Source organism: Nostoc sp. ChiQUE01b (assembly GCF_034531255.1).
GTDB lineage: Bacteria > Cyanobacteriota > Cyanobacteriia > Cyanobacteriales > Nostocaceae > Nostoc.
Window position 1 is genome coordinate 1 of record NZ_JAVRBM010000100.1, and the last position, 22792, is coordinate 22792.

Annotated in this window: 21 protein-coding genes, 1 other RNA gene and 1 pseudogene; 11 read left to right on the forward strand and 12 right to left on the reverse strand. The window is 42.1% G+C overall.

The window, feature by feature from the left end:
• Positions 1-119 precede the first annotated feature (119 nt).
• Complete coding sequence (locus RMY63_RS36135; RefSeq protein WP_099104126.1) at positions 120-302, reverse strand: hypothetical protein; 183 nt, start codon at positions 300-302, stop codon at positions 120-122.
• Positions 303-430: 128 nt separating this feature from the next.
• On the opposite strand from RMY63_RS36135, the gene RMY63_RS36140 reads away from it, so the two are divergent.
• On the forward strand, positions 431-814 hold the full coding sequence (locus RMY63_RS36140) for a hypothetical protein (RefSeq protein WP_322733310.1): 384 nt from the start codon (positions 431-433) through the stop codon (positions 812-814).
• Positions 815-913: 99 nt separating this feature from the next.
• Here the strand turns inward: RMY63_RS36140 and rnpB are convergent.
• From rnpB to groL, 4 genes are all read right to left on the reverse strand, one after another.
• Positions 914-1350: RNase P RNA component class A (rnpB, locus tag RMY63_RS36145), an RNA gene on the reverse strand.
• A 43-nt stretch (positions 1351-1393) separates the two neighbouring features.
• A complete protein-coding gene (locus RMY63_RS36150; protein ID WP_322733311.1) occupies positions 1394-2092 on the reverse strand; it encodes a hypothetical protein in 699 nt (232 codons plus the stop codon).
• Positions 2093-2252: 160 nt separating this feature from the next.
• Positions 2253-3395: a magnesium/cobalt transporter CorA gene (corA, locus tag RMY63_RS36155; protein ID WP_322733312.1), complete on the reverse strand. Its 1143-nt coding sequence runs from the start codon at positions 3393-3395 to the stop codon at positions 2253-2255.
• 402 nt (positions 3396-3797) lie between these two features.
• Positions 3798-5471 (reverse strand): chaperonin GroEL, encoded by a 1674-nt coding sequence (groL, locus tag RMY63_RS36160; RefSeq protein WP_322733313.1) that lies wholly within the window; start codon positions 5469-5471, stop codon positions 3798-3800.
• A 158-nt stretch (positions 5472-5629) separates the two neighbouring features.
• Between groL and RMY63_RS36165 the strand changes: the two genes are divergently transcribed.
• Together RMY63_RS36165 and RMY63_RS36170 are read left to right on the forward strand one after the other, a co-directional pair.
• Entirely contained in the window at positions 5630-6712 is a 1083-nt protein-coding gene (locus RMY63_RS36165; RefSeq protein WP_322733314.1) for an MraY family glycosyltransferase, read from the forward strand.
• 454 nt (positions 6713-7166) lie between these two features.
• Entirely contained in the window at positions 7167-8099 is a 933-nt protein-coding gene (locus RMY63_RS36170) for a VCBS repeat-containing protein (RefSeq protein WP_322733315.1), read from the forward strand.
• A gap of 224 nt (positions 8100-8323) precedes the next feature.
• Here the strand turns inward: RMY63_RS36170 and fabG are convergent, their stop codons facing one another.
• Complete coding sequence (gene fabG / locus RMY63_RS36175) at positions 8324-9070, reverse strand: 3-oxoacyl-[acyl-carrier-protein] reductase (RefSeq protein ID WP_322733316.1); 747 nt, start codon at positions 9068-9070, stop codon at positions 8324-8326.
• A gap of 907 nt (positions 9071-9977) precedes the next feature.
• Between fabG and trxA the strand changes: the two genes are divergently transcribed.
• From trxA to RMY63_RS36190, 3 genes are all read left to right on the forward strand, one after another.
• On the forward strand, positions 9978-10295 hold the full coding sequence (gene trxA / locus RMY63_RS36180; RefSeq protein WP_104907825.1) for a thioredoxin: 318 nt from the start codon (positions 9978-9980) through the stop codon (positions 10293-10295).
• Positions 10296-10670: 375 nt separating this feature from the next.
• Positions 10671-10838: a hypothetical protein gene (locus RMY63_RS36185; protein ID WP_322733317.1), complete on the forward strand. Its 168-nt coding sequence runs from the start codon at positions 10671-10673 to the stop codon at positions 10836-10838.
• A 296-nt stretch (positions 10839-11134) separates the two neighbouring features.
• On the forward strand, positions 11135-12775 hold the full coding sequence (locus RMY63_RS36190; RefSeq protein WP_322733318.1) for an adenylate/guanylate cyclase domain-containing protein: 1641 nt from the start codon (positions 11135-11137) through the stop codon (positions 12773-12775).
• A 24-nt stretch (positions 12776-12799) separates the two neighbouring features.
• On the opposite strand, the pseudogene RMY63_RS36195 reads toward RMY63_RS36190, so the two are convergent.
• Positions 12800-13430 (reverse strand): annotated as a pseudogene (locus RMY63_RS36195) (Uma2 family endonuclease).
• 226 nt (positions 13431-13656) lie between these two features.
• Here RMY63_RS36195 and RMY63_RS36200 point away from each other — a divergent pair.
• The gene (locus tag RMY63_RS36200) at positions 13657-15024 is read left to right on the forward strand and encodes an NAD-dependent succinate-semialdehyde dehydrogenase (RefSeq protein WP_322733319.1); all 1368 of its coding nucleotides are present in this window, start codon (positions 13657-13659) and stop codon (positions 15022-15024) included.
• A gap of 238 nt (positions 15025-15262) precedes the next feature.
• Positions 15263-16906: an acetolactate synthase large subunit gene (locus RMY63_RS36205; protein ID WP_322733320.1), complete on the forward strand. Its 1644-nt coding sequence runs from the start codon at positions 15263-15265 to the stop codon at positions 16904-16906.
• Positions 16907-17408: 502 nt separating this feature from the next.
• Here the strand turns inward: RMY63_RS36205 and RMY63_RS36210 are convergent.
• Positions 17409-17558, reverse strand: a complete 150-nt coding sequence (locus tag RMY63_RS36210; RefSeq protein ID WP_322733321.1) for a hypothetical protein — start codon at positions 17556-17558, stop codon at positions 17409-17411.
• Positions 17559-17593: 35 nt separating this feature from the next.
• Positions 17594-17908, reverse strand: coding sequence for a hypothetical protein (locus tag RMY63_RS36215; RefSeq protein WP_322691125.1), 315 nt, complete (start codon positions 17906-17908; stop codon positions 17594-17596).
• A 365-nt stretch (positions 17909-18273) separates the two neighbouring features.
• Here RMY63_RS36215 and RMY63_RS36220 point away from each other — a divergent pair, with 365 nt between their 5' ends.
• A complete protein-coding gene (locus tag RMY63_RS36220; protein WP_322733322.1) occupies positions 18274-19356 on the forward strand; it encodes a class I fructose-bisphosphate aldolase in 1083 nt (360 codons plus the stop codon).
• 114 nt (positions 19357-19470) lie between these two features.
• Here RMY63_RS36220 and RMY63_RS36225 read toward each other — a convergent pair whose 3' ends face one another.
• Positions 19471-20139: a ribonuclease T2 family protein gene (locus RMY63_RS36225; protein ID WP_322733323.1), complete on the reverse strand. Its 669-nt coding sequence runs from the start codon at positions 20137-20139 to the stop codon at positions 19471-19473.
• A gap of 214 nt (positions 20140-20353) precedes the next feature.
• On the opposite strand from RMY63_RS36225, the gene RMY63_RS36230 reads away from it, so the two are divergent.
• Positions 20354-21520 carry a pyridoxal phosphate-dependent aminotransferase gene (locus tag RMY63_RS36230; protein WP_322733324.1) on the forward strand — a complete coding sequence of 389 codons (1167 nt, stop codon included), beginning with the start codon at positions 20354-20356 and terminating at the stop codon, positions 21518-21520.
• A 357-nt stretch (positions 21521-21877) separates the two neighbouring features.
• Here RMY63_RS36230 and RMY63_RS36235 read toward each other — a convergent pair whose 3' ends face one another.
• Complete coding sequence (locus tag RMY63_RS36235; protein ID WP_322733325.1) at positions 21878-22258, reverse strand: transcriptional regulator; 381 nt, start codon at positions 22256-22258, stop codon at positions 21878-21880.
• A 100-nt stretch (positions 22259-22358) separates the two neighbouring features.
• Here RMY63_RS36235 and RMY63_RS36240 point away from each other — a divergent pair, with 100 nt between their 5' ends.
• Positions 22359-22613, forward strand: coding sequence for a hypothetical protein (locus tag RMY63_RS36240; protein ID WP_322733326.1), 255 nt, complete (start codon positions 22359-22361; stop codon positions 22611-22613).
• A gap of 17 nt (positions 22614-22630) precedes the next feature.
• Here RMY63_RS36240 and RMY63_RS36245 read toward each other — a convergent pair whose 3' ends face one another.
• Positions 22631-22789, reverse strand: a complete 159-nt coding sequence (locus RMY63_RS36245) for a hypothetical protein (protein WP_322733327.1) — start codon at positions 22787-22789, stop codon at positions 22631-22633.
• Positions 22790-22792: the final 3 nt, after the last annotated feature.

Sequence of the window (22792 nt, forward strand, 5' to 3'; positions counted from 1 at the left end):
GGAGCAGGGGGAGCAGGGGGAGCAGGGGGAGCAGGGGGAGCAGGGGGAGCAGGGGAAGGCAACTAGTTATCTATTTTATATACCTAAAGTTCTTGGACTATCAATCTAACAACTTTTCGCTACTTCTCTCTATCTAGCTTCTCTTGGATAGCTTGACGACAAAATTCAGGAGGATCGTCCTTAGCTTTTACCTCTTCCTTCATTTCTTTGGTGACACGCAAATGTAGATATTCAGTTAATGGTCGTTCTCTATCTGTGGTGAATGGCTTTAAGTTATCTGGATTACCTTTATTTTTAGACATTGTATAGAAATACAAATAAATTTATTCTCCACGTGTATATCAGTGGATAATCTTAAATCGATGGGCATCTTAGCCTGAGAAACTTGTTGCCCACCGATTCCCACTTTTACAAGAGGTAACTCTATTTTATGTTTACACGCACAGAATTAGAAGTTAAAAGCTTGAGAGCGTTACGCGATTTATGTTTGATACAGTATGGCATTCAAGCAATAGGAAACCCTGCTGATAAAGCATCCTACATTAACGCACTCCTAACTTTTCCTGTTGTAGCTTGCAAGCAAGTGTCAGAAAATAAAGGATTGAAGTCTCCTATGTTTTCTCAAGTAGAAGCGCTAGAAGCGACACTAGAAGCGATGGGAACACCGACACCAGAGCAGTCAGCATTACTCAAGGTGACAATGGAGGGAAGGAAACTAGAGTACCCAGCACGTTACAGTCAAGAGAAACTGTTTGGACTCTATCGAGTTAAATGGCATCTGGATACAGCATTAGAGATCCTGGGAATGCTTTAAATGATTAATTAGCGATGTCTACGACGAGCTTCGCTTACGCACAAAATCCGTACAAAAATAATAGAGTACAAACCGTCAAAGGTTTATACTCCATTAGAGGGGAGAGAGCAGGACATAAGCCGGGTTCTGTTCTCTTGCGAGGGCAGTTATCTATCTGGGACGCCTGTTACCAAACGCCTCTAGCGGCTCTCATTGAGCGGAACTGGTAAAAGACCAACCGTAGTTCCTATCGCCTTGCTCCCAACCGGGGTTTACCGAGCCAGCACCTCTCGATACTGCTGGTGCGCTCTTACCGCACCTTTGCACCCTTACCAAAGATTGGGGAGTGGGGAGTGGGGAGTGGGGAGTGGGGTTTTTCTTTCCCTATTCCCTATTCCCTATTCCCTATTCCCTAATTCATTGGCGGTATCTTTCTGTGGCACTATCCTCACGATCGCTCGCACTGGACGTTATCCAGCAAGTTTGGTCTTTCGGGAGTCCGGACTTTCCTCAAACCAGTAACTATGACTGATCTGCAACCGCCTGCGCCTACTCTCTCCTTAGATCCAGTGTACCCGGTTGACAGAAAGGGTTGACAGGTTATTGCTTTTTTTTATTCCAAGGTAGAGCGTAAGTCCAAGGTAGTTTCCTGACTGTGAAAGGACAATTGATAATGCTAATGGGAGGAAAATCACGACCTGGAGCTAGACCTAAACGCACCTCAGATATCCTCAGCACTAATTGCAGGGAAAAATCCAACTCTTTTTTTCTGTTAAGAAAGTCGTTGTACAACTTTTTTTGCCCTTTTTGTAGCCCATTGATATCAATTAGTGGTTTTTTTGCTGAATAGATTCCAGCTTCTTTATCGCGCTCGAAAACATCTTCTGCTGTCACTGTTTCAGAAAGTGTTTTCTTGGGAGCAATCAGGCTAGGACTTTGGGGTACTGCTAAGTCGCGGGTTAAGTCTGGTGATTTCCGAATTACGCGGCGCGATTGCTTACTATGTTCAACAACTAAAGAACTGTTATCCCAATCAACGTATAGGGCAACATTATCCGATTTATTTTCGATACTAATTCCTAAATCTTTCAAATCGTCAATTGGGTATGAGGGTTTGAGTTTAAAAGAAATTCCAATTTTATCATCGAGATTTTGTTCTTTGAGTTGTTCGTCAACGATTCCTTTTTTAAACTCAAATTTAACTTGGTCATCGATGGATTCTATCATGCGGTTGAAAACATAAGAAACACCGATAATATAAATCGTCAAAACTACTAAATTCTGGTCGCTACTCCTCATAACTCAAAAATCTTAACTCCCAGTGCTAATGAATATATATTTGACCAAAAATAAAAAGGTACAAGCCCCTAAATTTATTTATGGGGTTCTTAAATTTTGACTTTTGACTTTTGACTTTTGACTTCCCCAAAGGGGCTGACTCATCGCTAATCTACAACTTTTAATTGCGCTTGATTACTATAGAATTTTGCAGCCAGCCTCTTCGCCAAAAAAAGAATAGCAAACTAAATGCGATCGCTATCATTACTGCCCAGCAAAGTGGATAGCCCCAATACCAATTCAATTCCGGCATATTATATGGCGATTTTTCAGTATTAAAATTCATACCATATATTCCGGCAACAAAAGTCAGTGGAATAAAGATTGTTGAAACTATCGTTAGCACCTTCATGATTTCATTCATTTTATTACTCACTGCTGAAAGGTACACATCCATTAAGCCAGACGCTAGTTCTCGATAAGTTTCTACCATATCCATGACTTGCACCGTATGGTCATAACAATCTCGCAGGTAGATTCGCACTTCTTCACAAATCAAATCGGGATCATCTCGAATTAAAGAATTAATTGCATCCCGCTGCGGCCAGATAGCACGACGTAGTTGTAGTAATTCTCGCCTAATTTGATAAATATTTTGCAGTGTTTGGGGAGTAGGTTTAACTATTACTTCCTCCTCTAATTCTTCGATTCGCTCACCATAAAGCTCCAGTACAGGGAAAAAGCCATCAATAATTGCATCTAACAGGGCGTAAGCTAAATAATCCGCTCCCTGTTTACGGATGATACCTTTGTTTTTTTCAATTCGCGATCGCACCGTTTCAAAGCAATCATGTTCTGGTTCCTCTTGTACTGTCAGCAAGTAATGTTTTCCCAATATCAAACTCACTTGCTCGCTGTAAAAACCACATGTTTTTTCCTTTGGTACTACCATCCGGGCAATGAATAGCAATTGATCTTCATAATCCTCGGTTTTGGGACGCTCCGGTACATTGACTATATCTTCTAAAACTAGAGGATGTAACTCAAAAACTTTACCTAATCGTTGTAATATGTCTTGACTACCTAAACCTTGTACGTCTACCCAAGAAATAGATTCCTTGTCCAGATATGGCACACATTCCTCTGGAGTTGCTATTTGTTCGCGGATGAAATTGGTTTGGTTATAGTCAATCAAAAAAATTATCGGTGGTGGAGCATCTGCATCAATAAAAATAGTTCCAGGTAGAGTCCCTGGTTGATGATGGAACTCGTCTTCATACAACTTGGTGACTATTTTAGGAAGGCGAGGTAGTTTTCGTGCCATACAATATTACCTAATAGTAATTTGTCATTTGTCATTTTTCCTTTGTCATTTGTGAATAACAAAGGACATAAGGATAACTTACACGTTATTTCACAAAAATTAATATAAAGTCTAAATTGTGTAATTATTTATGTTGCTAATTTGGTCATCAGCCAGATTTAATCTAACGAATTACGAATTACGAATTGGTATAACATATTGCCTCTGAATGAGCAATGCTACAAAAACAGTTTGCCTTGACAAGACAAACTGTTTAAAAAATATAGGACTTACGCACACTCTACGAATTCTTCTCTTCGAGACGCTACGCGTTGGCGTTCTTGGCGTCTTGGCGGTTCGACAAATTAAGCTTTTGGGCGATTTTTGCGCAAGTCCTAAAATATTTATCTGGGTTAGCAGAAATTAGAACATGCCCATGCCGCCCATACCGCCCATACCGCCCATGCCACCCATACCGCCCATACCGCCCATATCAGGGGCAGCAGCAGCAGATTTCTTCTCTGGTTTTTCAACAACGATCGCTTCGGTGGTTAAGACCAAACCAGCAATGGAACCAGCGTTTTGCAAAGCTGAACGCACGACTTTGGCAGGGTCGATAATACCAGCAGCAATCAAGTCTTCAAATTCGCCAGTAGCGGCGTTGTAGCCAATGTTGAAGTCGCTATCCCGGACTTTCGAGACGATTACAGAGCCTTCAGCACCAGCGTTGTCTGCTATTTGGCGTAAAGGGGCTTCTAGCGCTCGTTCGACAATATCAGCCCCGATTTTTTCTTCGTCATTTTGTAGGGTGTTTTTAATCGCTTCTACCGCCTTAGCTAAGTGAATTAAGGTTGTTCCACCACCAGGAACAATACCTTCTTCCACAGCAGCTTTAGTAGCATTCAGCGCGTCTTCAATCCGCAGTTTACGGTCTTTGAGTTCAGTTTCGGTTGCCGCACCCACTTTAATCACTGCCACGCCGCCAGCAAGCTTGGCGATACGTTCTTGGAGTTTTTCTTGATCGTAGTCAGAATCAGTTTCTTCTAACTGTCTGCGAATTTGACCAATCCGCTTTTGTACTTCTGGCTTGGTGACACTGCCAGCGACAATTGTGGTGCTTTCTTTGTCAATCGTGATTTTGCGGGCAGTTCCCAGCGCTTCTAAAGCAGCGGTATCCAAGCTTAAGCCGATTTCTTCAGAAATCAACTGTCCATCGGTGAGAATAGCAATATCTTCTAACAAAGCTTTGCGGCGATCACCAAACCCAGGCGCTTTAATCCCAGCCACAGCCAGTACACCCCGCGCTTTGTTCACCACCAAAGTAGCCAGAGCATCACCTTCAACATCTTCAGCAATAATTAGCAAAGGCTGACCAGAACGGGCAACTTTTTCTAAAATCGGCACTAAATCTTGGATGCTGCTGATTTTTTTATCTGTCACTAAGATTCGGGCGTTTTCAAATTCGACGATTTGCCGTTCGTTGTTGGTGACGAAGTAGGGAGAAATATAACCCCTGTCAATCTGCATCCCCTCAACTACTTCTAGTTCAGTGGTTAGGGATTTGGATTCTTCAACGGTAATTACACCATCTTTGGTGACTTTTTCCATTGCTTGAGCTAACATTTGACCAACTTCTTCATCGTTACCAGCAGAAACAGTGGCAACTTGAGCGATCGCACTTCCTTCTATCGGCTTGGCTATTTTGGCAATTTCCTGCACCAGTGCCTCAATAGTTTTGTCGATCCCCCGTTTCAAGCTAACAGGGTTACTACCCGCCGCGACGTTCTTCAAACCTTCTCGAATCAAGGCTTGTGCTAAAACCGTGGCGGTGGTTGTACCATCCCCAGCGACATCTTTAGTTTTTGAGGCCACTTCCTGGATGAGTCTTGCACCAGTATTTTCCAAAGGATCTTCTAATTCAATTTCCTTGGCAACAGTGATACCATCGTTGACAATTTGAGGTGCGCCAAATTTTTTCTCTAAAAGGACATTGCGACCTTTGGGCCCCAAGGTGATTTTTACGGCATCGGCAAGGGCGTTAACACCCCTTTCTAGAGATCGCCGTGATTCCTCGTCAAATGCAATAATTTTTGCCATGTTTTATTTCTCCAGCGCTTCCATTAGACAATTTAGCACTCACAGCGCCAGAGTGCTAATCTCTCAAGCTGCTCAAGTTACAAATGGAAATAAAAAAAATTGATTAATATACAGGTGATGCTCATATTAGATACAGGCAGTAATGCTTGAATTGGGAGATGAATCTAGACAACTCCCTTAAGTCCCTTGGTATTGCCGACCCTAGCGGCACCGGCTGGTTGGCAGTAGTATTTACGTTCCTCTTGGCTTGGCTTGTAACTTGGCGTTTAATTCCGACAGTACGCAAATTCGCCTTGCGGGTAGGTTGGGCTGACCAACCCAACGCCCGGCGACTCAATCGAGAACCTTTACCCAATGCAGGGGGGCTGGCTATCTACGCGGGCGTGATTGCCGCGCTGGTATTAGCTAGCCTTTTACGACCGATCGAACTCCAAAATGTATTGGCTCAGGTACTCACTATTCTGTTGGGGGGTTCGATATTAGTCCTTGTGGGCTTTATCGACGATCAGTTCGGTTTACCGCCCTCTGTGCGATTGTGGGCACAAATTGTCACGGCACTGTTGCTCGTAGCTAATGGCATCAGTGTCAAAGTCCTGTTTGGCACTCCCATCGACTCGCTTCTGTCCATGTTACTAACGGTACTATGGGTAGTAGGGATTACCAACGCCATCAACTTAATGGATGGTATGGATGGCTTGGCAGGAGGAATTAGCTTTATTACCGCCATGAGTTTGTTGGGCGTTGCAGCTCAATTTAACAATCGTGCCGCAGCAATCCTGGTACTCGCAGCCTTGGGAGGTGCTGCGCTAGGATTTTTGCGCCATAATTTCCATCCGTCACGAATTATTATGGGTGATGCCGGAGCATACTTTTTTGGCTATGTGCTGGCAGCAACTAGTATTTTGGGCAAACTGCAACAAAACACAGTTTATGCGCTAATTCCTACGGTTTTATTTCTGTTGTTACCGGTGCTAGACACTACTCAAGTATTTGTGCGGCGGTTACTAGCAGGAAATAACCCTCTGAGTACTCCTGGCAAAGACCATCTGCACCACCGCTTACTTGCTTGGGGACTCTCCCAACGCCATGCTGCATTTACACTTTGGTCAATTACCTTAGTTTTCAACTTGCTGGCGATGAGAATACAAGGTATGAGTTTGGCTGTAATGGTGGCTACTGCCAGTAGCATTATCCTGCTTTTGGCTTTTACTGTCTGGCAAAGGATACGCCAACAGCCTTAGTTACTGGTAGGGTGAGCATTGCAGTGCTAGCCCTACTAAATTTCTTCTCTACTGTGGCAAAACATAGTGATTTGATTTTAAGAAAAGCATTTATTTAACTATAGAGCATAGTAAATTTCCGGTGGCAACCGATTTTCTTACCCACTCATAATGATTATCATTATTGAATAGCTACTACCTCTTGTTTTTTTTGGAATAATTTATTCTGTGGAAGTCCTTAATTATATAGTTTTTCTAAGAAATTATTTATGAAGGAGCTACTAGCAGTATATTAAAAGGTTGATAAAGCTTATGGGCTTAATGTAATTATTAAGACTAGTTAGAAAATATTGTAAAAATTATACTTTTAGCTAGAAAGTTATCTGTCTTAGATATCTCAAGCTGAAGCTTGGACTGAAGCTTCAGAATTAACTTTTATTCATGCGTAAATCCTATTTACTTAATATAGATCACCATGAAAAAAACAAGTTTAAAGTTAATTGCTGCAATTGCCCTGTCATCAACACTTGGAAGTCCAGTGCAAGCGGAATTCAATCTTAACGAGTCCTGGACCCAAAATCCCTACTACGGAAGCCGGGGAACATTCTTCGCCGATGTTACCGGTGATGGCGAGGCTGATGCCATTGTGGTTAATGACGACAAAGTGACTGTCCGACGCTCCAACGGTTCTAGTTTTACTGCTAACGAGTCGTGGACACAGAATCCCTACTACGGAAGCCGGGGAACATTCTTCGCCGATGTTACCGGCGATGGCAGGGCTGATGCCATTGTGGTTAACAATGACAAAGTGACTGTCCGACGCTCCAACAGTTCTAGTTTTCTTCCTAACGAGTCGTGGACGCAAAATCCCTACTACGGAAGCCGGGGAACATTCTTCGCCGATGTTACCGGCGATGGCAGGGCTGATGCCATTGTGGTTAACAATGACAAAGTGACTGTCCGACGCTCCAACGGTTTTAGTTTTCTTCCTAACGAGTCGTGGACGCAAAATCCCTACTACGGAAGCCGAGGAACATTCTTCGCCGATGTTACCGGCGATCGCAAGGCTGATGCCATTGTGGTTAACAATGACAAAGTGACTGTCCGACGCTCCAACGGTTTTAGTTTTCTTCCTAACGAGTCGTGGACGCAAAATCCCTACTACGGAAGCCGAGGAACATTCTTCGCCGATGTTACCGGCGATCGCAAGGCTGATGCCATTGTGGTTAACAATGACAAAGTGACTGTCCGACGCTCCAACGGTTTTAGTTTTCTTCCTAACGAGTCCTTCACACAGAATCCTTACTATGGAAGCCGCGGAACATTCTTTGCCGATGTTACTGAGGATGGCAAGGCTGATGCCATTGTAGTTAACGACGACAAAGTGACTGTTAGAAGGGCATTTTAGGGGTGTTTGATACGTCTGTGGAGAAATTTGTAAGACAAGAGAGTAATTCAGGCAGAGATCGTTGATTTGAACCTCACACCACTCGAAGTCGCGTGAGGTTCAAATCAAAATTAGCTGAAGATTTCTTGAAAGTCTCGCAATCGGCGATCCCTAAATAAAATCGGTGCGTTAGCCTACGGCGTAACGCACCCTACAAAAATCATTAACTCCTAACTTAGCACTATTTAGGCCATGACCATACCGCCATCGACGTTAAAAACTTGTCCAGTAACGTAGGCGGCGGCGGGGTCGGCGGCGAGGAAGCGCACCATGCCAGCAACTTCTTCAGGCTGACCGAAGCGACCGAGTGGGATGTATTTGAGAATATCTTCAGGGTTGTTGAGATTGCTGGTCATGTCGGTGGTGATAAATCCAGGGGCGACGGCGTTAACGGTGATACCGCGAGTAGCAAGTTCTTTGGCAACACTTTTGGTAAAGCCGATTACACCTGCTTTGGCGGCGCTATAGTTTGACTGACCTGGGTTGCCCATTTGCCCAGCAACGGAAGTAATGTTGATAATCCGCCCCCATCGCTGTTTAAGCATAATTTTACTGACGGCGCGTGTACATAAGAAAACACCAGTTAAATTAAGGTCTATCACCGCTTGCCAATCTTCTGGCTTCAAACGCAAAAGCAGGGTATCGCGGGTAATACCTGCGTTGTTGACCAAAATATCCACACGGCTGAATTTTTCGATGACGGCGTTAACTAATGTGTCTACTTGATCGCTTTTAGAAACGTCAGCTTGGATCGCGATCGCCTCACCTCCCGCATCTATAATTTCTGTAACAACTGCCTCAGCAGCTGCACTCGAACTGGCATAATTGATGACTGCGATCGCTCCTTGTGAGGCTAATTCAATTGCGATCGCTCGGCCAATTCCTCTGGATGCACCTGTGACAATTGCGACTTTATCTTGTAATAGTGTCATTTAATGTTCCTCAATCTTAGAAATACCGCGCTAATTATCTTATGGCGATTTCGGGAACATCTGAATATTGTCTGAATAAAATCTAACTCTTGCAAGGTGACAATCTGGCTGTGATGTTGCAAGTTAGATAGCTAAATAGATAAAGTTATACCAATTTGAAAAAAAAATGCGACAAATAGACTCTTTGTAGAGACGCGATTCATCGCGTCTTTACCCAAGGATGTGTTGCAATCATTAATTGAATTGGTATTATAGGTGGTATTTAGCTAGATATAGCTATTCTGAATCAAACGTGCACAAACAAGATCCCCGACTTGATAAAAGTTGTCAGGAACCTGCTGGTTGCAATCATCACAAATCAAATAGGATTGCTATATAACTCGAATAACACGAATTAACGTTTTACTATAATTAAATATCTATATAGGACTCATATTTGATTTTTGCGAAGCTAAGTACACCTTTATTCCTTCTTCCCAGTCCCCATTACCCCTTATCCCCAGAGGGGGCCCCACCATCCCCAGTCCCTAGTCTCTACGAGTAATTCTCCGAATCAAATCGGATTGCTATAGTTATTTTTCTGTAAATAGATGAATAACTTAAAGCAATATATTCGCCTGACTGGATAGACTAGAAAGTGTTGCAGTTACGCCCTTCGTAGATATCACTCTCGTGAACGCCTTTATAATTAGTTGGTTGGTCAGGATAGGTTTAAATACATATCTAATGCAGATGCACAAATTAAAAAAAATCCGTATTTTATTATAATTATTTAAGATTTTTGGTTGGTAAATCATTCTATATTAACTAATCTAATCTTTTCCCAACAAAAACCCATAAACCTATACCGATTTTATTTTCTAAGAACTACTATTGAAACAAACAATTGAAAATCGGTGTGTGTCACATGGCAACGAAAAAGCAATTTAACAGTTTTGAAGATATGCTGTCTGCTTCTGATGTACCTGTATTAGTAGATTTTTACGCTGACTGGTGTGGCCCCTGTCAAATGATGGTGCCAATTTTAGAGCAAGTCAATGCCCAACTTAAGGATCGCTTACGGATTGTCAAAATCGACACAGAAAAATACACAGATTTGGCTACTGAGTATAAAATTGCTTCTCTCCCAACCTTAGTACTATTTAAGCAGGGTAAGCCTGTGGAGCGGATAGAGGGAGTGATGCAAGCACCGCAGTTGGTGCAATATCTACAAACAAAGATTTAAGCTAACACTTAGAATTTTGATTTTGGTTCTTAGAGGGAGGCGCGAAATATCGCGTCTCTTTCAATAGATAGATAATAATGTGTGCCCATATTAATCAAATCACTGTTTGGTTGAACTTCTAGGAGCTAATAAGACTCCTATTTGATTGCGTGAAAAAACTCTGTATAACTAAAGCTGATTCCCTACTCCCTGCCTCTGGCGCTTGTGCCGTACTTTGAGTACCACGCAAATAAGTTTAAAAATCAAATCAGATTGCAATAAAACCTTAAGTAAATATTAAGCATATTTACTTATATGTCTAGAGAAAGTAGTTTAAAAATTGAGAACACTATATTGTATAGATATAACAAAATATATTGACAACTAAAACCATATATGGATGGAAAGCAGCAAAGACCTGACAAAGCCTATATTTGGGTGAATATTGATTTTGATAAGGTTAAAAATAGAATAGATGCGGTGACTTGCCAGATTGAGCGGGTTATACAAAAGCACCACCTTTCAAATCAAACTGCTAAACCAGGTAAAAGAAATAATTATTAAATATTTATCAGATGTGCAGTTGCATCTATGATTACCGAATCTGTACTGTGCAAAAATCCCAAAAGCCTCTTTCCCTCCGCCCCTAGCAAGAACTGCGGTCTAAATGATAAGTCTTTAGCCGGACACGATATGAACTGAAACTCTAGCAAAATTGCCTCATTCAATGTAATATCTGTCACATACAGTTGTCGGAATGCAGTTAACAGTGTCATAAACAAAAGGTGAAGGTTAACCTGTACGGTATAACCTTACCCTAGAGTTGCTTGACCTTTAGCTTCGATGGATCTATCACACTCATGACTGAACTCACGCTACGCCTACAAGAGGGAGATACCGAGACCACGATCGCAGTTGACCAAGATGTATTTACAATTGGTCGTTTGCCGGAATGTAACTTGTACTTACCTTTTGGTGGAGTATCTCGCAACCATGCTCGCTTGGTAAAAACGGCTGACGGTGTGTGGACTATTGAGGATCTGGGCAGCAAAAACGGGACGCAAGTCAATAAATCTCTTGTTAACTATCCCCAAGAGTTACATCACGGCGATATCATTTGGTTGAGCAATGTCAGCCTGGTAGTGCTGCTCACAACCGCTGTTTCTCAACCGACACCTGAGTATCCCGGAATTTCGGACATTAATGAGCAAAGAACAATCCTTCATAATGTTGAACAATTACAACAGCAATGGATTGCAGCTGATAGTAAAGATGGTGACATCAATAATAAGGACAAAACCATTGCCCGTCTCAAAGACTTAGTGGACATAGCGAAAAATCTTTGTGCAGCCGCGTCTATAGAAGAGATTTTTTCTCAGGTGCAGCAAGTAGTTTTTCGTTACCTTGATAGTATCGATCGCTTAGGATTATTAATTGATGTCAATGGTTGCGGCCAGTTGGAATTAATGAATGCTGCCACTAGAAATATTTCTCAACAGAAATATCTCCCTTCTGATGGTAGTTGGATTAGTCGTAGTATCTGTCAAAAGGTATTTGAGGAAAAAGTAGTCATTCAAACAGGTGATACTCATCTGGATGAACGGTTTGCTAGCGAACAGAGTATTTTAGTCAAAGGCATTCGTAGCGCGATGGCAGTGCCTTTATGGGATGAAAATAAAGTTGTGGGCGTACTGTATGCCGATGCCAATTTTTCTTCTTACCATTGGGCAAATGAAGGTGAAGAAGAATTGAGCTTTTTTTCAGCTTTAGCAAATCTTGTAGCTTCTAGCGTACAGCGTTGGCTATTAGTAGAGAAACTCAAAACTGAAGAGATGATTCGTCACCGACTAGAACGTTATCATTCTCCAGCAGTTGTACAGCAGTTGATATCTGTAGGCGGATTACCGAGTGGTCGTTTAGCTCCCACCGAAAGCGAAATCAGCATTTTGTTTGCTGATTTAGTTGGCTTTACGGCAATTTCTGAAAGGTTAACACCAACTGCGATCGCTCAACTATTAAATAATTTATTTGAAGAAATGCTCAAAGAAGTGTTTGCTTGCGGCGGCACTTTAGATAAATATATTGGCGATTGTATTATGGCATTTTTTGGCGCTCCAGAACCGCAAGTAGATCATGCTGATCGCGCTGTTACTGCTGCCAAGGGAATGCTTACTCGTCTCGAACATCTGAATGCCAATGGTTTTTGGCACGAACCGCTACAATTACGGATTGCGATTAATAGCGGTAAGGCTGTAGTGGGAGATGTCGGTAGTTCCCAAAGAGTAGACTATACAGCATTAGGCGCAACGATTAATCTTGCTGCTCGCATGGAAGCAGTTTGTCCTCCCAGTGAATGCGTGATTAGTCAAGCCACCCATACAATGCTTTCACAACCCTCAGACTTCCAGGAAATGGGAGATTATCGTTTCAAAGGTATTGAGCGATTAGTTAAGATTTATCAGACAAAATTGCAGCAAGTGCCAACGATTATTGCTCATTAGATTTGGCATTTTTGCAATTACAAATTACCCGACTGTGCCAGCGCGAAAAATTTGCTCTGCTGTCAAATTCAACTCTGGAAAAATTGGCGACTGGATACGGTCATCTTCTCGAAATTTACTAACCCGATACTCACCTTAATTCTAAACAGCAAACCAAAATAGTAGGTTGTTTGGGTTTGCCAATAAATTCCCTACCGCCCAATGCACCATAATCGACAATCCAATATTCAGGAATTCCCATTTCTTCTCTTCGAGACGCTGCGCGAACATAATCAGCGTATTTTTTCAGATAATCATCACGCCAGTTTGTACTTACCACCTCAATTACTAAAGGAATTGATGCTGCTTGAGTAACAGTTGATTCTTTTTTCCACCGAGGTTCATTAATTAAATTAGGAAGATTTAGGAGTAGCACATCTGGCGAGTAAGCTGATTCGTGTTCAAGTGGTTTAACTAATACTGTTTTTGGTATACCATAGGGCAGACTGAGGTGACTATATTCTAAAGTAATTTTTGTAGATAAAAATACAACAACCTCTTCATGGTCGCCTGTAGGTGCGAAGATCTCAATTATTACTCCATCGTATAGTTCCTAACGTTGTCCTGTGTTATCTAGATATTTAGCAACTAATTCATCGAATGTAACTTGAGTCATGGCTTGATTCCTCAATTGTGCAAATTATAGCAACTCTACCCGCATTTAATTTATCACTATTAATACTTATTGATTGGTATATTTTATTTCCAAAATAATTGCAAAATTGTAATATTCAGCAACCAATTCTGGGTTATAAGACTAGAATTTGGGTGGTAGCTTCCAGAATTGATCTGTGTAACACTAGGAAGCCTACCGAAGCTATTTTTTAACGGGAGGTCAGGTAATGGCGATCGCCACCATTAATCCCGCCACTGGGGAGACGCTCAAAACCTTTGAGGCGCTCAATGATGCAGAAATTGTCGCTAAACTCGATTTGGCTAATCAGACTTTTGAACACTATCGCCAGACTAGTTTCTCTGAACGATCGCACTGGCTACAAAAGGCTGCTGATATTTTAGAGCAAGACAAAGCAGAATTTGCGAAGTTGATGACTCTAGAAATGGGTAAACCATTGAAAGCTGCGATCGCGGAAGTCGAAAAATGCGCCGTTGTCTGTCGCTACTATGCCGAACACGCCCCTGATTTTCTAGCTGATGTCAGTATAAAAACTGATGCCAACCAGAGTTTTGTACGTTATCAACCAATGGGTGCGATTCTCGCGGTGATGCCGTGGAATTTCCCTTTTTGGCAAGTTTTTCGCTTTACCGCACCAGCCCTGATGGCGGGAAATGTCGGCTTACTCAAACACGCTTCCAACGTGCCGCAGTGCGCCTTGGCAATTGAAGATATTATCCGACGCGCAGGTTTTCCTGAAGGTGCTTTTCAAACTCTATTAATAGGCGCTGCCAAAGTTGCCGATTTAATGGCTGATGACCGCGTAAAAGCTGCCACCTTGACAGGAAGCGAACCAGCCGGCGCATCCCTTGCCGTTGCTGCCGGGAAACAAATTAAAAAAACAGTTTTGGAATTAGGAGGAAGTGACCCGTTTATTGTGTTAGAAAGTGCTGACTTAGAGACAGCAGTTGTCACAGCTACTACAGCGCGGATGTTGAATAACGGGCAATCATGTATTGCAGCGAAACGTTTTATTGTCGCAGAAGCGATCGCAGACAAATTTGAAAAATTGCTTTTAGAAAAATTCGAGGCGCTAAAAGTAGGCGATCCTATGCAACCAGATACTGATTTAGGCCCACTGGCAACTCCTGGTATTCTCCAGGATTTAGATCAACAAGTGCAAGGTGCTATTAGCAGCGGTGGTAAAGTCATCATCGGTGGACATCCTTTATCAGATCGTCCGGGAAACTTTTATCCGCCAACGATTATCATAGATATCCCCACCGACACACCAATTGCCAAAGAAGAATTCTTTGGCCCAGTAGCCTTGTTATTCCGGGTTCCAGATATTGATGCTGCCATTAAACTCGCTAATGACTCACCCTTTGGCTTAGGTGCAAGTGCTTGGACAGCCAATAACCAAGAGAGCGATCGCTTAGTTGAAGAAATCGAAGCTGGTGCCGTGTTTATCAACAGTATGGTCAAATCCGATCCTCGGTTGCCCTTTGGTGGCATCAAGCGTTCTGGATATGGCAGAGAATTGAGTATCCAAGGTATACATGAGTTTGTCAATGTTAAAACCGTGTGGGTGAAGTGATCAAAAGTTAGGAGTTAGGAGTTAAAAGTTAAGAGTTAAGAGTGAGAGTAACGAATGATGAGTTAAAAGTGAGAAGTGAAGAGTTAAAACTTTCATAGTAACAAGCGAACGGTAAGGAGCTATTAATTTAAACTCCTAACTCCTAACTCCTAACTCCTAATTCCCAACTCCCAACTCCTAACTCCTAACTCCTAACTTCTAACTCCTAACTGAATATCGTCAATAGTTAGGAAATAAAATGAATACAGCAGAGTTATTGGTGCAGTGCCTAGAAAATGAAGGAGTGCAATACATTTTTGGACTTCCTGGTGAAGAAAACCTGCACGTTTTGGAAGCGTTAAAACATTCTTCGATTCAATTTATTACGACTCGTCATGAACAGGGTGCAGCATTCATGGCCGATGTCTACGGACGCTTAACCGGAAAAGCTGGAGTGTGTCTTTCTACTCTTGGTCCTGGGGCAACCAACTTGATGACTGGGGTAGCAGATGCTAACCTCGATGGTGCGCCCTTAGTGGCGATTACTGGTCAAGTAGGAACAGATAGAATGCATATTGAATCCCATCAATATTTAGATTTGGTGGCAATGTTTGCACCTGTTACCAAGTGGAATAAGCAGATTGTGCGACCGAGTATTACACCTGAAGTAGTGCGGAAAGCATTTAAGCGATCGCAATCAGAAAAACCCGGTGCAGTTCACATTGATTTGCCAGAAAATATTGCTGCCATGCCTGTAGAAGGCAAACCTTTGCGTAAGGATAATAGCGAAAAAACTTATGCATCTTTTGCTAGCATTCGGGCAGCAGCAGCCGCAATTTGCCAAGCAGTTAACCCATTAATTTTAGTAGGGAATGGAGCAATTCGCGCTCATGCAAGTGATGCAGTCACGCAATTTGCCACCCTGATGAATATACCTGTTGTCAATACTTTCATGGGTAAAGGCGTGATTCCCTACACCCATCACTTAGCTTTGTGGGCAGTGGGATTACAGCAAAGAGATTTCATTACCTGTGGGTTTGATAACACAGATTTAGTAATTGCGATCGGCTATGATTTGATTGAGTTTTCTCCCAAGAAATGGAATCGCAATGGTGAAATTCCCATTGTGCATATTGGGGTGAGTCCGGCGGAAATTGATAGTAGTTATATTCCCAACGCTGAAGTCGTAGGAGATATTTCAGATTCACTCTATGAAATCTTAAAATTAGCAGACCGACAAGGTAAACCCGATCCCTTTGGCATCAGCTTAAGGTCAGATATTCGGGCTGATTACGAACAGTATGCCCATGATGACGAATTTCCGATTAAGCCGCAAAAGTTAATTTATGACTTACGGCAAGTGATGGGCCCAGATGATATCGTCATCTCTGATGTTGGCGCACATAAGATGTGGATGGCTCGTCATTATCATTGCCATAGTCCTAATACTTGCATAATTTCCAACGGTTTCGCGGCTATGGGTATTGCCATTCCTGGCGCTTTAGCAGCAAAACTGGTTCATCCTAAGCGCAAAGTCGTTGCTGTCACAGGCGATGGCGGCTTTATGATGAATTCTCAGGAATTAGAAACAGCCTTGCGTGTCGGTACGCCCTTTGTCACGATAATTTTCAATGATGGTGGCTATGGGTTAATTGAGTGGAAGCAAGAAAATCAATTTGGCAAAGGAAACTCATCTTTTGTGCATTTTAGCAATCCTGATTTTGTGAAATTAGCCGAAAGCATGGGTTTAAAAGGCTACCGAGTTGAATCGACTCTAGATTTGATTCCCACTTTGAAAGAAGCCCTCGCTCAGGATGTACCTGCGGTGATAGATTGTCCCGTAGATTATCGGGAAAATCACAGCTTTAGTCAAAGAGCCGGCGAGTTGACTTGTGCGCTGTAAAAAGTAGAGACGCGATTAATCGCGTCTCTACAAGAGTTAGGAGTTATTTATTCCTAACTCCTTATTAATTTCTACTCCTTTAGTATTTTGGTAGGGTACGTTACGCCGAATGCTAATGCACCGCTTTACTTCACTTTATTTATAAATATATTTCTCCTCTTTCTTTGCGTCCTCTGCGTCCTTTGCGGTTCGTAAAAAAACCACGAGTATCAAAGACTCGTCCACGAATATCAAAGACTCATTCACGAGTATCAAAGACTCGTCGGCGAGTATTAAAGACTCATCCACGAATATCAAAGACTCATCCACGAATATCAAAGACTCGTTCACAAGTATCAGAGACTCGTTCACGAGTATCAAAGACTCGTCGGCGAGTATTAAAGACTCATCTACGAGTATCAAAGACTCGTTCATGAGTATCAAAGACTCGTCGGCGAGTATCAAAGACTCGTTTACAATAAATTAGAAGTTATTGATTCTAATTCATCACTGATTTTTATTCTTATTTAATCGTTTTCTGGTTGGAATTTGTGCTTTCTTGCTTTTGGGCAATATCTTCTACTGTTTTGCATTGCCTTTTGTCAATATCTGACTTAATGATGAGTCCCTTAGTATTGAGTGCTATTTCAACTTGGTATTGACCATTCACCATATTAATCGCTCTGATAAGTTAACTGATGACAAATACTATTTGTGCTGACGTAATTGCTCTACTATATAGTCTTCTAGTTCTTGTTTTTCTCTGTTACTAGCATTTCGTTGATAAGTTCTTCCAGTTTCTTGAATAAACCTACGTTTCTCGCTGGGAGAAGATTTGAGTTTACCTCCAGTTCCTTGCAGCTTTTGCTGTAATTCTTCCCAAGTTTTTTCACCCACACTTTCACCTAGTTTGACCAGTGCCTTTGGGAGTAACATTTTTGCCTCTCGTTGAAAATCTTCTTCTGTCTCAAGAGAAGCTAAATCTATATTGCTGAAGTCGATATCGATTTGAAACTTACTCATAGAATTGTATTTATTCTGTTCGCAATTATTACCACAATTGGGGGAAGATGGGTTTTCAATTTTCAGCTACAATCCCAATATAGTATGATTGTACTGTTTGAAGTTGATAACTGAGTTGAAAACATTAATTCCGAAAGTTGATTGAATACTTCCGGTAGTATAGCCCTACTTAATCATTTACAACAAGATTCCCGACTTCTTAAAAATAAGTGGGTAATCTAAGCCTTTTGATTTTCACTTATACAATAAAATTACTATATCTTCAGAAAGAAGACATATTATTAATCTCCGTACAACCAAGTTAGCAATATTAGAAATGCTATCTTAAAAGCAAGGTCATTTGCTCAGTTTTTGAGGATAATACTATGACTACAACGCTCAAAGAGGCTAATTCTATTGAGTCATTGCTAGGTAAAGAGGCTGAAGACCTGCTTACCCACAAAGCAAAAGTTTCTCGTGATTTAATACATTTGCCGGGCCCAGACTTTGTAGATCGAATCTGGCTTAACAGCGATCGCAATCCTCAAGTATTGCGTAATCTCCAGTTACTTTATTCTACTGGTCGTCTGGCAAACACAGGCTATCTCTCGATTCTACCAGTAGACCAAGGGATTGAACACTCAGCTGGCGCGTCTTTTGCGCCCAACCCGATTTACTTTGATCCAGAAAATATTGTCAAATTAGCGATCGCCGCAGGTTGCAATGCGGTTGCTACCACTTTGGGGACATTAGGGATAGTTTCGCGCAAATATGCCCACAAAATTCCCTTTATTGTCAAAATCAATCACAACGAATTGCTGACTTTCCCCAATCAATTTGACCAGGTATTGTTTGCTGATGTCGAACAAGCTTGGAATTTAGGGGCGGCGGCGGTAGGTGCGACAATTTACTTTGGTTCAGAGCATTCTACCAGGCAAATCCAAGAAATCAGCCAAGCTTTTAAACGCGCTCACGAACTCGGTTTGGTAACTATTCTCTGGTGTTATCTGCGGAATAACGCCTTTAAACAAGACAAAGATTACCACCTTGCAGCTGACCTCACCGGACAAGCGAATCATTTGGGTGTAACTATTGAAGCCGACATCATTAAACAAAAGTTACCCGAAAATAACAATGGTTACGGTGCTGTTGCCAAAGCCAGTGGTAAAAGTTACGGCAAAACAGATGAGCGCGTTTACACAGAACTGACAACCGATCACCCAATTGATTTAACTCGTTACCAAGTACTGAATTGCTACTCTGGGCGTGTCGGGTTGATTAATTCTGGTGGCGCGACTGGTAAAAATGATTTCGCCGAAGCAATACGCACTGCCGTAATCAACAAACGCGCTGGTGGTTCAGGATTAATTTCTGGGCGAAAGACTTTCCAACGTCCCTTTGAGGAAGGTGTGAAACTGTTTCATACGATTCAGGATGTTTATTTGTCCCTGGATGTGACAATAGCTTAGGGAGTGGGGAGTGGGGAGTGGGGAGATGAGGGAGATGAGGGAGATGAGGGAGCAAGAAAAAATAACTAATGCCCAATGCCCCATTCCCTATTCCCTATTCCCCACTCCCCATTCTTATCTAACGTTTCTCAGTAGAAAATCTGGCTGACCACAACTTTTTTGCGATCGCTTCAAAATCTCGGCGCTACAAATACCAGGTTCGCCGTTTTTGGAATAACAAAAGAAGACTTCTTGCAAAAATCTTCCCGAACCAGAACAAAAAGGTGCTACACCATCAGCAGTAATTTTATTATTCGCACTCACAAAGGAATTTTTAAAATTTGTGATTGTGGTACGCAAGGGTTTCGCAGGACGATTATAAGCTGCGGGAATAGCGATCGCATCTTTTAATTTTTTACTCAATCCCAAATATTCCGCAGGAGTTTTCCCCGAACAAGTACCATGTTTTTCCCATTCATGATCGTAAAGTTTATTACTAGGATACAAATTAGGAAACCGTCGCTTTACTTCCGACGGTAATTTTTGTGTGGAACAATTAGCAGGATAGCCAGTTTGATATTGCGGCCACAAACCATGTAGTACAAAACCAAGTTTCCTTCCAGAACCACACTGCTGCCGGTCACGATTACCATTTGTCGCACAATAATCCGGCGACCAGGAGAGTGTCAGCACATAAAAATCAAATTTACCCGGAGTACCGCGATTTTGAGCAATGGCAGCATTAGGTATAAAAAGACCAGTAATTAGCAGAGAAGATGCAATCAAAAGTTTCTTAATCTGCATAAAAACAGTTAGTTTCCAGTAAAAATAAAGTTATATACGATACATTCTTAAGAGTCAATAATCAAGGTTCAGAAATTCTTTTCCAGTTCCCATTTCCCACTCCCCATTCCCTATTCCCCATTCCCCATTCCCCAACAAATTCAGAAAAAGCAAATCTTGGTAGAGATTCTGGGATATCCTTAAATAAGTGAAAGATTTGCCAAAAATAGTAAGAATGAAGCTGGCAGCAAGAGTAAGTCAGGTAACACCTTCATTAACCTTAGCGATCGCAGCCAAGGCTAAGGCACTGAAGGCAGAAGGAATAGATGTTTGTAGCTTTAGCGCTGGAGAACCAGATTTTGATACCCCAGCGCATATTAAAGCCGCAGCAGTCAAAGCTTTGGATGAAGGCAAAACCAAGTATGGTGCAGCAGCCGGAGAACCAAAGTTAAGGGAAGCGATCGCCCACAAGCTTAAAATTGATAACGGTCTTGATTACAAGTCTGAGAATGTCATCGTCACCAATGGCGGTAAGCATTCTCTGTACAACTTAATAGTGGCGCTGATCGATCCAGGTGATGAGGTAATTATCCCTGCACCCTACTGGCTAAGTTATCCCGAAATGGTGACTTTGGTCGGCGGAGTTTCAGTAATTGTCCCTACAGATGCAACGACGGGTTATAAAATTACTCCCGAACAACTCCGTAAAGCAATCACGCCGAAGACGAAGTTATTTATCCTCAACTCCCCATCTAATCCCACAGGAATGGTTTACACGCCAGATGAAATTAAAGCACTGGCGCAGGTAGTAGTTGATGCAGATATCTTTGTTGTCTCTGATGAGATTTACGAAAAGATTCTCTACGACGGTGCAGAACATATCAGCATCGGTTCTTTGGGGAAGGAAATTTTTGATCGCACTTTGATTAGTAATGGGTTTGCGAAAGCTTATTCTATGACTGGGTGGCGTCTCGGTTATTTAGCGGGGCCTGTAGAAATCATTAAAGCAGCGAGTACCATCCAAGGGCATAGTACATCTAACGTGTGTACGTTTGCTCAATATGGTGCGATCGCCGCGCTACAAAGTTCTCAAGATTGTGTCGAAGAAATGCGCCAAGCCTTCGCCAAACGCCGACAGGTAATGCTAGACAGACTCAACGCCATTCCCGGATTGAGTACCGCAAAACCAGATGGCGCTTTTTATCTGTTCCCTGATATCAGCAAAACCGGTCTAAAATCCCTAAAATTTTGTGACGCTTTACTGGAAGAACATCAAGTTGCTGTCATTCCCGGAATTGCTTTTGGCGCTGATGACAACATTCGCCTTTCCTATGCTACAGATATGGCAACGATTGAAAAGGGAATGGATAGATTAGAGAAATTTGTCAAGTCGCGTATTTAGTTAGTTGTCATTTGTCAGTTGTCATTTGTGAGGAGAATTTACCAACTCTCCAACTTCTTAACTCCACCTTTTCGACTCAGAACTGGTGGAGTTCATTTTCAAACCTGATATATATAGCAGTCGAAGCATAGGTTAGGACTATGTTGGTTGCTGAAACCTTTGATAATACTGAGTTTCTACTCAGCACGGGCTAAACGCCCCGCTACCGCTAACAGCACTCAGCACTCAGCACTTTGCTATAACTTACGCACAAGAGATCCCCAAACCTTCTAAAAAAGTTGGTTCTTAAGGTTCCCCCCTTTTTAAGTTCCAAGCTTGAAGTTCCGAGTTTTGAAATTTCAATTAATTCCAGCACCATCAAGCTGAATTTTGCATCAAAGGGTATGGTTGAATCAAAATCTGTACTGGAATCCCCAATTGTTGATGCAAACCCCGAATCATCTCCAGGGTTAGGGCCTGCTTGCGATCCAAAATGTCGGCAATTTCTGCTTTACTGCCAATAACAGACTCTAATTCATCTACAGACAACCCACGAGATTCAAGATAATATAAGATTGCTTCAATAGGATCTGGTGCTTCGATTGGGTAATGCCTTTGCTCGTATGCTTCCACCAACGTAGTTAAAACTTCCAAGCGGTCAGACTCTGGTGTGTTTAGTTCTGCATCAAACAATCTTTCAATTTCATCAAGCGCAGCACGATAATCAGCTTCGGTGCGGATTGGACGGGTTTCAAGCATAGGTATTACTGTCTCAAATACTTGTTGCATCTACGTTGAGGTTAACCAGTATCTCAGAGGTGACTTAGATTACTATCTTCAGTCAAAACACAATGTCTTAGTGGTAAAAGCAAAACAGGCAGACTTAACACGGGGGTTTACTCAGTTAGCAACGGAGTTGATTGCCTTGGATACGTGGGTAGAATCAGATGAGCCAATCTTGTATGGTGCTGTAACTACTGGGGATATTTGGCAGTTTGGTAGTTTTGATCGTCAAGAGAGGAAAGTGAGTCAAGATTTAATGTTGTATCGAGTGCCAACTGATTTGGAAATCTTGATGCAAATTTTAGTGGGAATCTTGATGCAAGGCTTTTAACCTGATGTTCAGGGTTCTCAGCCTGATGTTTTCTGTCTTGAGCTAGTAGTTCCGAGTTCTAAGTACAGCATTTCATTAATTCGTAGCGAATTAAATTTAGCGATACCTTGCAATGCCAATGCGTCCCGATGCAATGTTAATGCGTCCCGATACAATGCCAATGCGTCAGGATGCATTAA